This window comes from Cryobacterium sp. TMT3-29-2 (genome assembly GCF_004564305.1).
Lineage (GTDB): Bacteria > Actinomycetota > Actinomycetes > Actinomycetales > Microbacteriaceae > Cryobacterium > Cryobacterium sinapicolor.
The window spans coordinates 82800-95430 of the sequence record NZ_SOGK01000072.1; the positions used below are offsets into that span (position 1 = coordinate 82800).

Consider the following 12631-nt stretch of genomic DNA (forward strand, 5'->3'; position numbering starts at 1 on the left):
GGGATGCTCGACCAGCGAGGTTGCTCAACTAGCGAGGTTGCTCGACCACCGGCCGTTAACGGCGGATGGCCCCCTGCCGAAGCAGGGGGCCATCCAGGGAACCTATCGCTAGTGACTAGTTGTAGGTGCCGGGGGTGAAGTCATCCGACGAGAAGCTGTCGAAGTCGACAAAACTCAGGTCACCCTCGTTGAACGCTGCATCATCGGTGAAGATGCGGTTCGGGTAACGCTCAGCCTTGGCTTCATCCGTTGCCTCGACGGTGACGTCGCGGTAGCGGGGAAGACCGGTGCCGGCCGGGATCAACTTACCGATGATGACGTTCTCCTTGAGGCCCATCAGCGGGTCGCTCTTGCCTTCCATGGCCGCCTGGGTCAGAACCCGGGTGGTCTCCTGGAAGGAAGCGGCCGACAGCCAGGACTCGGTCGCCAGCGAAGCCTTGGTGATACCCATGACTTCCTGACGGGCCGAAGCCGTCTTCTTGCCTTCGGTGAGCGCCGTGCGGTTGAGGTCGTTGTACTTCAACCGGTCGACGAGCTCGCCCGGGAGCAGGCCGGTGTCGCCGTGCTCGACGACGGTCACCTTGCGAAGCATCTGACGAACAATGACCTCGATGTGCTTGTCGTGAATCGGCACACCCTGCGAGCGGTAGACGTCCTGCACTCCACCGACGATGTGCTTCTGCACGGCGCGAACACCCTTGACGCGAAGAACTTCCTTCGGGTCGACGGCGCCGATGATGATCTGCGTGCCGAGCTCGACGTGCTGGCCATCCTCGACGAGGAGGGTGGAGCGCTTGAGCACCGGGTAGGCAATCGGCTCATCGCCGTTGTCGGGGGTCAAGATGACCTTCCGGCTGCGGTCGGTGTCTTCGATGGTGATGCGACCGGCGGTGTCGACGATCGGCGACGCACCCTTGGGGGTACGGGCCTCGAACAGTTCCTGCACGCGAGGCAGACCCTGGGTGATGTCGTCGGCGGATGCCGATCCACCGGTGTGGAAGGTACGCATCGTGAGCTGGGTACCCGGCTCACCGATGGACTGCGCGGCGATGATACCGACGGCCTCACCGATGTCGACGAGCAGCCCCGTGGCGAGCGAACGGCCGTAGCACACCGCGCAGACACCGACGGCCGACTCACAGGTCAGGACCGAGCGCACCTTGATGGTTTCGACACCGGCCTCGACCAGCTTGTCGATGAGCACGTCGCCCACGTCGTCGCCGGCGTCGGCGACAACCTCGCCCTTGGCGTTGACCGCCGGGGTGGCCAGGCTGCGAGCGTAGACCGCGTTCTCCACGTTGGGGTGGCGAACGAGATCGCCCATCGCGTTGACCTCGGCGATCGGCAGTTCCAGACCCTTGGTCGTGCCGCAGTCGTCTTCGCGGATGATGACATCCTGCGAGACGTCCACGAGACGACGCGTGAGGTACCCGGAGTCGGCGGTACGCAGAGCCGTGTCGGCCAGACCCTTACGAGCACCGTGAGTAGCAATGAAGTACTCGGCGACGGACAGGCCTTCGCGGTAGCTCGAGATGATCGGGCGAGGGATGATCTCACCCTTCGGGTTGTTGACCAGGCCTCGCATACCGGCGATGTTGCGCACCTGCAGCCAGTTACCACGGGCGCCGGAGGTGACCATTCGGTTGATGGTGTTGTCGGCCGGGAAGTTCTCCTGCATGGCCGCGGCAACGTCTTCGGTTGCCTTGGTCCAGATCTGGATGAGCTCCTGGCGACGCTCGAGGTCGGTCGTGAGACCCTTCTCGAACTGCGACTGCACCTTGGCGGCCTGCTTCTCGTAGCCGGCAACGATCTGCGGCTTGTTCGGCGGGGTCAGGATGTCGCTGAGCGCCACGGTCACACCGGACCGGGTGGCCCAGTAGAAACCGGCGTCCTTGACGCGGTCAAGCGTCGCGGCAACCTCCACCTTCGGGTACCGCTCGGCGAGGTCGTTGACGATCGCCGAGAGGCTGCCCTTGTCGGCGACCTTCTCGAAGTACGGGTAGTCGACCGGCATGGCCTCGTTGAAGATCGCGCGGCCGAGCGTGGTGGTCACCAGCACGGTTCCGACGGCCTGACCGTTGACGAGTTCGACGCCGTCGGGCTGCGTGCCCTCTTCGAAGTACTTGTCGGTCAGACGGATGCGCACCTTGGCGTTCAGGTCGAGGCCCTGGTTCGCGTCCTTCTTCTGGTCGAAAGCGAGAATCGCTTCCGAGATCGAGGAGAACGCACGGCCCTCGCCGATGACGCCTTCCTTGAGCGTGGTCAGGTGGTGCAGACCGATGATCATGTCCTGCGTGGGCAGGGTCACCGGGCGACCGTCGGACGGCTTCAGGATGTTGTTCGAGGCGAGCATCAGGATGCGTGCTTCGGCCTGGGCTTCCATCGACAGCGGCAGGTGGACTGCCATCTGGTCACCATCGAAGTCGGCGTTGAACGCGGCACAGACGAGAGGGTGCAGCTGGATGGCCTTACCCTCGACGAGCTGAGGCTCGAACGCCTGGATGCCGAGGCGGTGAAGCGTCGGCGCACGGTTCAGCAGCACGGGGCGCTCGCGGATGATCTCCTCGAGCACGTCCCAGACCTGCGGTCGGCTCCGCTCGACCATGCGCTTGGCGGCCTTGATGTTCTGCGCGTGGCTCAGGTCGATCAGGCGCTTGATCACGAACGGCTTGAACAGCTCGAGTGCCATCTGCTTGGGCAGACCACACTGGTGCAGCTTGAGCTGCGGGCCGACGACGATGACCGAACGGCCGGAATAGTCGACGCGCTTGCCGAGCAGGTTCTGGCGGAAACGACCCTGCTTGCCCTTGAGCATGTCGCTCAGGGACTTGAGGGCGCGGTTGCCGGTACCCGTTACGGGGCGGCCACGACGACCGTTGTCGAAGAGCGCGTCAACGGCCTCCTGCAGCATCCGCTTCTCGTTGTTCACAATGATCTCGGGGGCACCGAGGTCCAGCAGACGACGCAGGCGGTTGTTGCGGTTGATCACACGACGGTAGAGGTCGTTGAGGTCGGAGGTCGCGAAGCGGCCACCGTCGAGCTGCACCATCGGGCGCAGTTCGGGCGGGATCACGGGGACGACGTCGAGCACCATGGCGGCCGGCGAGTTGCCGGTGATGATGAACGCGTTGACCACGCGGAGGCGCTTGATCGCGCGGATCTTCTTCTGGCCCTTGCCCTCGGCGATCTGCAGGTGCAGGTTTTCGCTCTCGGTGACCAGGTCGAAGGCCTCGAGGCGCTTCTTGATCGCTTCGGCGCCCATGTAGGCCTCGAAGTACATGCCGAAGCGGTCCTGCAGCTCGTGGAAGACCGAGTCCTCGGGCTTGAGGTCGCCGACCTTGAGGGTGCGGAAGTCCTCCCACACGCGCTCGAGGTGAGCGATCTGCTCGTCGAGAGACTTGCGGACCTGGCTCATCTCCTTCTCGGCTGCGTCCTTGGTGCGCTTCTTCTGGTCGCTCTTGGCGCCCTCGGCCTCGAGTGCGGCGAGGTCGGTTTCGAGGCGCTGCAGACGGTCAGCGATCCGGGAATCGCGCTGGCCTTCGATGGTCTTGATCTCGAGGCGGAGCTCGTTCTCAAGGCCGGGCATGTCCTGGTGGCGGCCGTCTTCGTCAACCGTGATGACCATGTACGCGGCGAAGTAGATGACCTTTTCGAGGTCCTTCGGAGCCATGTCCAGCAGGTAGCCGAGACGTGAGGGGACACCCTTGAAGTACCAGATGTGGGTGACCGGGGCGGCGAGCTCGATGTGGCCCATGCGCTCACGGCGCACCGACGACTTGGTGACCTCTACACCACAACGCTCACAGACGATGCCTTTGAAGCGCACCCGCTTGTACTTGCCGCACGAGCATTCCCAGTCCCTGGACGGGCCGAAGATCTGCTCGCCGAACAGGCCGTCTTTTTCCGGCTTGAGCGTGCGGTAGTTGATGGTTTCGGGCTTCTTGACCTCACCATGGGACCAGCGACGGATGTCGTCGGCGGTCGCAAGGCCAATGCGAAGCTCGTCAAATGTGGTTACGTCGAGCAATTTCTCTCCTTGGAAAGTATTCGAAGTGTTCGTCATCGGCCGGGCCTAGATGTCGTCGATCGAGGACGACTCAAACCGGGTGGAAATGTTGATTCCAAGCTCTTCCGCAGCACGGAACACCTCGTCATCCGTGTCGCGCAGGCTGACGGCGGTGCCGTCGCTCGACAGCACCTCGACGTTCAGGCACAGCGACTGCATTTCCTTGATCAGAACCTTGAAGCTCTCGGGGATACCCGGCTCCTGGATGTTCTCACCCTTGACGATGGCCTCGTAGACCTTCACGCGGCCGAGGATGTCATCGCTCTTGATGGTCAGGAGTTCCTGCAGGGCATAAGCGGCTCCATATGCTTCCAGCGCCCACACCTCCATCTCACCGAAACGCTGTCCGCCGAACTGCGCCTTACCACCCAGCGGCTGCTGCGTGATCATGGAGTAGGGGCCGGTGGAACGGGCGTGGATCTTGTCATCGACAAGGTGGTGGAGCTTCAGGATGTACATGTAGCCCACGGAGACCGGGTTGGGGAACGGCTCACCGGAGCGGCCGTCGAACAACTGGGTCTTACCGGTGCGGTCGATCAGGCGGTCACCGTCACGGGTCGGGGTCGTGGAGTCGAGAAGGCCCTCGATCTCGATCTCGAGCGCGCCGTCGAATACCGGGGTCGCGACCTTGGTGTTCGGAGCTGCGCTGTGCGCGGCCTCGGGCAGACGGCCGGCCCACTTGGGCTTGCCTTCCACCTGCCAGCCCTGCTTGGCGATCCAGCCCAAGTGGGTTTCCAGGACCTGGCCGAAGTTCATGCGGCCCGGGATACCCAGCGGGTTGAGGATGATGTCGACCGGGGTTCCGTCGGCGAGGAACGGCATGTCCTCGATCGGCAGGATGCGGGAGATGACACCCTTGTTGCCGTGACGGCCGGCAAGCTTGTCACCCTCGGTGATCTTGCGCTTCTGGGCGATGAAGACGGCAACGCGCTGGTTGACGCCCGAGCCGAGCTCATCGTCGCCGTCCTGCGAGTCGAAGACCTTGACGCCGATGATGGTGCCGCGCTCACCGTGGGGAACCTTCAGCGAGGTGTCGCGAACTTCGCGGCTCTTCTCGTTGAAGATGGCGCGCAGAAGGCGCTCCTCGGCGGACAGCTCGGTCTCGCCCTTGGGCGTGACCTTGCCGACGAGAATGTCGCCGGGGCGAACCTCGGCACCGATCCGGATGATGCCGCGCTCGTCGAGGTCGGCGAGCAGATCCGGCGACACGTTGGGCAGGTCGCGAGTGATCTCTTCCTTGCCCAGCTTGGTGTCGCGAGCGTCTACCTCGTACTCCTCGATGTGAATCGAGGAGAGGGTGTCGTCCTTGACCAGGTTCTGGCTCAGGATGATCGCGTCCTCGAAGTTGTACCCTTCCCACGGCATGAACGCGACGAGCAGGTTCTTGCCGAGAGCGAGCTCTCCGTTTTCGGTGGCGGGGCCGTCGGCGATGACTTCGCCGACTTCGATCCGCTCGCCGGCCTGCACGATGACGCGGTGGTTGTAGCTCGTGCCCTGGTTCGATCGAGCGAACTTGCGCAGGTAGTGCTCCTGCGTGCCGCCCTCGTCGAGCTGGATGGTGACGACGTCGGCCGAAACCTCCATCACCACGCCGGCCTTGTCGGCGGTGAGCACGTCACCGGCGTCGATGGCTGCGAAGACCTCCATGCCGGTACCGACGAGCGGGCTCTCGCTCATCAGGAGCGGGACGGCCTGACGCTGCATGTTGGCACCCATCAGGGCGCGGTTCGCATCGTCGTGCTCGAGGAACGGGATGAGCGAGGTGGCGACGGACACCATCTGGCGAGGCGAGACGTCCATGTAGCCGATGTCTTCCGCGGGGAAGAGGTCGACCTCTCCACCCTTCTTGCGGGCGAGAACACGGGCGTCGGCGAAGTGCCAGTCCTTGGTGAGGGGTGCGTTCGCCTGGGCGACGATGAACTCGTCTTCTTCGCTGGCGGTGAGGTAGTCGATCTGGTCGTTCATGACCTTGCCATCGACGACGCGGCGGTACGGGGTCTCAATGAAACCGAAGGCGTTGATCCGCGCGAACGAGGCGAGCGAACCGATCAGGCCGATGTTCGGGCCTTCCGGGGTTTCAATGGGGCACATGCGGCCGTAGTGCGAGGGGTGAACGTCTCGCACCTCGACGCCGGCACGGTCACGGGACAGACCACCCGGGCCCAGCGCGGACAGGCGACGCTTGTGCGTCAGTCCGGCGAGCGGGTTGTTCTGGTCCATGAACTGCGACAGCTGCGAGGTACCGAAGAACTCCTTGATCGCGGCGACGACGGGGCGCACGTTGATCAGGGTCTGCGGGGTGATCGCTTCGATGTCCTGCGTGGTCATGCGCTCGCGAACGACGCGCTCCATTCGGGACAAGCCGGTGCGCACCTGGTTCTGGATGAGCTCGCCGACGGCACGGATACGACGGTTGCCGAAGTGGTCGATGTCGTCGATGTCGATGCGGATGTCGGCCGGCTTGCCGTCGCGGACCCCGGCGATCGTGGTCTGGTTGTCGTGCAGCGCAACCAGGTACTTGATCGTGGCCAGGATGTCCTTGAGCGTCAGCACGGAGTCGCCGAGGGGCGCCTCGAGGCCGAGCTTGCGGTTGATCTTGTAGCGACCGACCTTGGCCAGGTCGTAGCGCTTGGAGTTGAAGAAGAAGTTGTCGAGGAGCGCACGCGCGGCCTCGGCGGCAACCTGCTCGCCCGGACGCAGCTTGCGGTAGATGTCCTTGAGGGCTTCTTCCTTGGTGAGGATGTTGTCCTTCTCAAGGGTGAGTTCGATGGACGCGAAACCCTTGAACTCTTCGAGGATCTCTTCGCTCGTCAGGCCGAGGGCCTTGAGGAAGACGGTGACGGACTGCTTGCGCTTGCGGTCGATGCGAACGCCGACCTGGTCGCGCTTGTCGATCTCGAATTCAAGCCAGGCACCGCGGCTCGGGATGACGCGAGCGGAGTAGATGTCCTTGTCGGAGGTCTTCTCCTGCTGGCGGTCGAAGTAGACGCCCGGGGAGCGGACCAGCTGCGACACGACGACACGCTCGGTGCCGTTGATCACGAAGGTGCCCTTGGGGGTCATCAGCGGGAAGTCACCCATGAACACGGTCTGGGTCTTGATCTCACCGGTGAGGTGGTTCATGAACTCAGCGTTCACATAGAGAGGTGCGGAGTAGGTCTTACCCTTTTCCTTGCACTCGTCAATGGTGTACTTCTCCGGCTCGAGCTCCGGGTTGGTGAACGACAGCTGCATCGTTTCGCCGAGGTCCTCGATGGGTGAGATCTCTTCGAAGATCTCGTCGAGCCCGGTGCGAGTCGGCAGGTCCTGACGACCGGCCGCCTGGCCTTCTGCGACACGCTGTTTCCAGTTGTCGTTACCGACGAGCCAATCGAAGCTCTCGGTCTGCAAAGCAAGCAGATCCGGAACAGTCAGATTGTCGGTGATCTTCGCGAACGAAAGACGGCCAGCGGCACGTCCGTTCTTGGGTGAGTTGGTGGTTGCGTTGCGCGCAGCAGCCAAGGAAATAACCTCCGTGGACCCCGTCAGGTCTAGTCACTGTTAGTAAGGAATACCGAGTACGAACTCCTCAGACCCTCGAGTTCCGAAATTCCGTTGTTCTGAAATCCTGGAACGAGGTATGCGTCAAGGTGGCTTGAGCACGCAAAGCCGACCGCAATATGAAGGCAGAGTTTAGTCTGGGAGCGCAAAGATCAACTATATGCCGATTACCCGGCCATGTCCACTCAAATCTTGACGTTCCGGAAATTCTCAGGTATAACCCGGTTTTGGGCGGCTCCGATTCAGGCTGCGGAGGGCGCAGACTTGAGGGATGAGCAGGCCTGTAGCGCACCATCCGTCGATCACCCTGAAGCTGAGCGGCCACCATGCCGTCATCGAGCCGGACCGGTTCACCTCGGGCAGCTTCAACCTGATCGTGGACGGCACGCCCCAGTCGAACGTGAACGTGGACGACCCGGGCGAACTGTTCTTTGAGTACGTGCAGCGAATCGGTCACGTGATCGACCTGATCGGCGAGGTCGGCGAGCCGATCACGGCCGTGCACCTCGGCGCCGGCGCACTCACCCTTCCCCGCTACGTCGAGGCCACCCGGCCCGGATCCCGCCAGCAAGTCGTGGAGCTGGAGAGCGACCTGATCGACTTCGTGCGCGGCGAGCTGCCCTGGGACAAGCGGGCGCAGCTGCGCGTGCGGCACGGTGACGCCCGCGAGGTGCTGGCCAAGCTGCCGGCCGGACTGCACGGCGCTGTGGACCTCGTCGTCGTCGACATCTTCTCCGGCGCCCGAACCCCGGCCCACGTGACCAGCCGCGAGTTCTACGAGCTGGCCGCTCCCCTCCTGTCGCCTCGCGGCGTGCTCGTCGTGAACGTCGCCGACGGACCCGGCCTGCCGTTCGCCCGCTCGCAGGCCGCGACGCTGTCCGCCGTCTTCGGGCACGTGCTCGCCCTCGCGGAGACCCAGGTGCTCAAGGGGCGCCGGTTCGGCAACATCGTCTTCGTCGCCGCGCACACCCCCATCGACACGAGCTGGGTGTCGCGGCTGCTGGCCGGCGGGCCGCATCCGTCGAAGGTGGTCGAGGGCGCGGAGCTCACCCAGTTCATGGCGACAGCGATGGTCACGACGGATGCGACGGCCACCCCGTCGCCGCTCCCCGGCCGCACGGTGTTCCAGCTCGGCAGCTGAGCGGCGGGATAGCGACGGATGGCCACCGATCGCCCCCAATCGGGGACCGGCCCGGCCGGTCCGGGCTACTCTGGACGTGACCACGTTTCTCCCGCGGCACGTGCCGCCTTCGCCTCAGGACCACACCCTGCCCATCATCATTGGCTATGACGCCGTCACCCTGCGTGAGAAAGTCGACCTGCCCGCCGCCGAGCTGCGCCTCGAAGAACTCGGCGAGCTGCGCAGCCTTTCCGCTCTCAATGAGAAGGTCGTGCTGTTGCGGCTGACCAATCGGCTCGACGAGGCCTGGGAGATGGCGAACACGGCGTTGCGCCAGTCCCGGTTCACCGGTTCGAGGGAGGAACTCGCCCTCAGTCGCATCCGTCGCGCCCAGGTGCAGCAGTTCCGGGGCAAGCTCGACGAGGCGGTGACCGAACTGACCCACTGCGTGCTCGAGTCCGAGACGCACGAATGGGCCGGCGTGGCATCGTTCGCCCGGGAAAGTCGCGGCAAAGTGCACTTCGAACAGGGCGACCTCGACGCCGCCCTGGCCGACTTCCGGGCCTCGGTGACGCTTCGGGAACAGGCTGGCGCCACGCCTGCCCTCCTCGAAAGCGCGCTCGTCGCCGTCGCCGTGGTCGAGTCCTTCATCGCCGAACGGCGACAGGCCCTCCCCAAGCCGTAGCGTGCCGGAGCCGCGCCGGATGGCGGCCCTGTGCCTGGTGTCGCCGGGAGGCGTCGTCCGTCTGCCGACCGCCCGTCTGTCGACCGGCTGCCGGCTGCCGGCTGTCGGCTACCGGCTACCGGCTACCGGCTACCGGCTACCGGCTACTTGCTACCGGCTACTTGCAAGAGTCGTCCACGGGCGGGGCTGCGCACCCGGCAGCCGGAATCCGGGGCATGCTGGAACCCAGCCGGCGAGCGCGCCGGCGCGATGGAGGTGGCACATGAACGGGCGGATGCCGACACGCAGCGGTGCGGCCGGGGTACTCGCGCTGTGTACGATCCTGCTACTCAGCGCGTGCACGGCGAACGCACCCGGGCCTTCGGCGGAGACCTCGACCCCAGCGCGGCCGGGCCCGTCCGACACTGGGGCACCTGGATCGCCCGGGCCGACCGCCACCGCCGGGGCACCGGTGCGGCCGGTCGATGACCCGGTCGTGATCGCGTCCGGACTGGACGCCCCGTGGTCCATCCTGCGCCTGCCGAACGGCGGCACCCTGATCAGCGAACGCGACACGACGCTGGTGCGCGAGCTCCTGCCCGACGGCAGCCTGCGTGACGCCGGGCAGGTCACCGAGGCAACCCCGGATGGGGAGGGCGGCCTGCTCGGCCTCGCCGCGCTGGCCGACCCGGCCGCACCGGGCGGAACCGGGTGGGTGTACGCCTACTTCACGTCCGCCGACGACAACAGGATCGCGCGGATGTCTCTCCTCGGCGCGGTCGGAAGCCACACCTTCGGCGCATCCGAACCCGTGCTCGGCGGCATCCCGAAGGCCGGGAATCACAACGGCGGCCGCCTCGGTTTCGGCCCGGACGGTCTTCTCTACGCAACGGCCGGCGATGCCGGGAATCCCGCGAACGCCCAGGACCTGGACTCCCTCGGCGGCAAGATCCTGCGGATGACACCGACCGGCGACGTGCCGGACGACAACCCGTTCGGCACTTACGTCTACTCGTACGGCCACCGCAACCCGCAGGGCATCGCCTGGGACGGGAGCGGCCGGCTCTGGGCCAGCGAGTTCGGCCAGAACACCTGGGACGAACTCAACCGCATCACCTCGGGCGGCAATTATGGCTGGCCGATCGTCGAGGGTCTGGGGCAGGACGCAGACCCCGGCTTCCTCGCCCCGGAAGAGCAGTGGCCCACGAGCGAGGCCAGCCCGAGCGGGCTCGCCATCGTTAACAACACCATCTTCATGGCGGCCCTGCGCGGCGAGAGGCTCTGGCGCATCGATCCCTCCTCAGGTGAGGTCGACGACTGGTTTGTGAACAGCTTCGGGCGGCTGCGCGATGTGGTGTCGGGGCCCGATGGCACACTCTGGTTCGTGAGCAACAATACGGACGGCCGCGGCACCCCCTACCCCGGCGACGATCGTCTCTACCAGGTGAGCGTGGCTCCCTGATGGCCGACCTCGAGCGGGTGCGGCACTGGGCGAGCGCCCTGATCACGCTGCACCTCGACCCCAGCTGGACCTTCGCGTTCGACAACGCGAAAAAGCGGGCGGGGCTCTGCAACTTCACCGTGCGCCGCATCACCGTCTCCCGCTACCTGGCGGCGCGCTACGAAGACGACGAGGTGCACCAGATCCTGCTGCACGAGGTCGCGCACGCCCTGGCCGGGCCGCGCGCCGGCCACGGGCCGAAGTGGAAGCTGATCGCCCACGACCTCGGCTACGACGGCAAAAGCACCCACGACGGCGAAATCGCCGACGAGCTGGCACCGTGGGTCGGCACCTGCCCGGCCGGGCACGTGCACTACCGCTACCGGCAACCGACCCGGGCGTTCGCCTGCGGGCTGTGCGTGCGCGGATTCGACAAGCGGTTCCTGATCCGATGGGCCCGACGCGAGATCACGGCCGCGGCACGGCGGCAGGCTGCCGCGGCGAGCGCGGGCTAGCTGGGCGCTACGGTCTCGAGAGGCTCGACCACCGATTACTCGAGCCGCAATCCGGTTAGCGTCGGCTACTCGGTGACCCGGATCTCTTTCCAGAAGGCGACGTAGTCGCTGTAGTCCTGACCGACCCGGTCGAACGAGGCCGCGGGCGGGGCCGGGTAGCTGAATGCGCGGTCTTGCAGCAGGGTTTCGCCGTCCTTGACGCCGAAGTACTGGCACTCGCCCTTCCAGGAGCAGGTGTACTGCGTGGGACTCTTCACAAGGAACTCGGCGTTCACGCTCGCCGGCGGAAAGTACCAGTTTCCCTCGATCTTGAGCAGGTCGGACTGGGGTGCTTCGGCGATGACGGTGCCGTTGAGTACTGCCTTCATGGGAGTTGTTCCTTCGGTGAGGTTCGAACGAGAGGTTCGGTCAAGGTGCCGGCCGTGTCAGGGGCAACCTCAGGCCGGGAACGCGAATTCCCGCAGTCGGGAGATTCCCGGGGAGGGAGCCGGGACATCCGTCGCCGGAACCCGGACCGCCGCAGCCTGGAGTGCCGGAGCGTCGAGACGCGCCGCCGCCTGCACCTCGGCCGCCCGTCCCGCGGCAACCAGCTCCTGGGCGGTCTCCGACGCGGTGACCAGGTGCCGCACGGCCTGCGCGAGCCCCGCGAAACCCGCGGCGGCCCCAGCGGCCTCCGGCGAGCAGTGGTCGATGCCGCGCGCGGCGAGGGCGTCGATCACGGCGCCGGCGGCGAGGAAATCCTCCACCGCGAACCGGGCGCCGCCGTCTGGTCGACGCTCACCCACCATGATCACGGCCACGGAGAACCGGTCCCCCTTCTCCGTCTGACGGGCGAGCACCCATTCCGCCACGCTCGTGCGGTTGGTGAGGTTGGCGGCGATGACCTCGTGGTCGAGCAGCGCGGTCGGGCGCACGGACTCGGCGCCGACCGACGGCAGCGCGTCGGCGAGGATGACCACGTCGGCCGCGGCGGCCAGGGCCTGGAATCCGGCCAGGCCGACGTCGAAACGGACCTGGTACTTCTGCTGGGGCGCGGCGTTGTTCACGCCCTCAGGGTAGCGGCAGCGCCACCGGGCAGCGCTAGTGGGCAGCGCCACCGGGCAGCGCCACCGGGCAGCGCTAGTGGGCAGCGCCACTGGGCAGCGCTAGTGGGCAGCGCCACTGGGCAGCGCTAGTTGTTCTTCCCACGGAGGTTGTGAGCGTGGCGTGAGCTAAAAAGGTGAGGACCTCCGGTATCGATTGGGTTACCACACTCAAGTCGATGCCACGGAGGCCCTCATCTCTT

The 12631-nt window shown here is 65.7% G+C and carries 9 protein-coding genes; 5 read left to right on the forward strand and 4 right to left on the reverse strand.

Translation table 11 applies throughout. The features are described 5' to 3' along the window. Positions 1–115: 115 nt before the first annotated feature. Positions 116–4027, reverse strand: coding sequence for a DNA-directed RNA polymerase subunit beta' (locus E3O67_RS08795; RefSeq protein WP_134427367.1), 3912 nt, complete (start codon positions 4025–4027; stop codon positions 116–118). 45 nt (positions 4028–4072) lie between these two features. After that, on the reverse strand, positions 4073–7567 hold the full coding sequence (gene rpoB / locus E3O67_RS08800; protein WP_134427364.1) for a DNA-directed RNA polymerase subunit beta: 3495 nt from the start codon (positions 7565–7567) through the stop codon (positions 4073–4075). 310 nt (positions 7568–7877) lie between these two features. Here rpoB and E3O67_RS08805 point away from each other — a divergent pair, with 310 nt between their 5' ends. The 5 genes from E3O67_RS08805 to E3O67_RS08820 all read left to right on the forward strand — a co-directional run bounded on the left by E3O67_RS08805 (position 7878) and on the right by E3O67_RS08820 (position 11346). Continuing rightward, positions 7878–8747, forward strand: a complete 870-nt coding sequence (locus E3O67_RS08805; RefSeq protein ID WP_134427361.1) for a spermidine synthase — start codon at positions 7878–7880, stop codon at positions 8745–8747. Positions 8748–8823: 76 nt separating this feature from the next. Next, positions 8824–9411, forward strand: coding sequence for a hypothetical protein (locus tag E3O67_RS08810; protein ID WP_241982079.1), 588 nt, complete (start codon positions 8824–8826; stop codon positions 9409–9411). A gap of 312 nt (positions 9412–9723) precedes the next feature. Beyond that, complete coding sequence (locus E3O67_RS17435; RefSeq protein ID WP_241982081.1) at positions 9724–9879, forward strand: hypothetical protein; 156 nt, start codon at positions 9724–9726, stop codon at positions 9877–9879. A 7-nt stretch (positions 9880–9886) separates the two neighbouring features. Then, entirely contained in the window at positions 9887–10852 is a 966-nt protein-coding gene (locus E3O67_RS08815) for a sorbosone dehydrogenase family protein (RefSeq protein WP_241982083.1), read from the forward strand. Continuing rightward, entirely contained in the window at positions 10852–11346 is a 495-nt protein-coding gene (locus tag E3O67_RS08820) for a SprT-like domain-containing protein (RefSeq protein WP_134427355.1), read from the forward strand. The genes E3O67_RS08815 and E3O67_RS08820 overlap by 1 nt, the downstream gene beginning before the upstream one ends. A 65-nt stretch (positions 11347–11411) precedes the next feature. Here the strand turns inward: E3O67_RS08820 and E3O67_RS08825 are convergent, their stop codons facing one another. After that, on the reverse strand, positions 11412–11714 hold the full coding sequence (locus E3O67_RS08825) for a DUF427 domain-containing protein (RefSeq protein WP_134427352.1): 303 nt from the start codon (positions 11712–11714) through the stop codon (positions 11412–11414). A gap of 69 nt (positions 11715–11783) precedes the next feature. Further along, entirely contained in the window at positions 11784–12392 is a 609-nt protein-coding gene (locus E3O67_RS08830; RefSeq protein ID WP_134427348.1) for a 2-phosphosulfolactate phosphatase, read from the reverse strand. Positions 12393–12631: the final 239 nt, after the last annotated feature.

Excerpts from the sequence above, each read along its gene's own strand:
- E3O67_RS08805 (WP_134427361.1), top strand. The coding sequence starts at position 7,878 with ATGAGCAGGCCTGTAGCGCACCATCCGTCGATCACCCTGAAGCTGAGC.
- E3O67_RS08820 (WP_134427355.1), top strand. The coding sequence starts at position 10,852 with ATGGCCGACCTCGAGCGGGTGCGGCACTGGGCGAGCGCCCTGATCACG.
- E3O67_RS08825 (WP_134427352.1), bottom strand. The coding sequence starts at position 11,714 with ATGAAGGCAGTACTCAACGGCACCGTCATCGCCGAAGCACCCCAGTCC.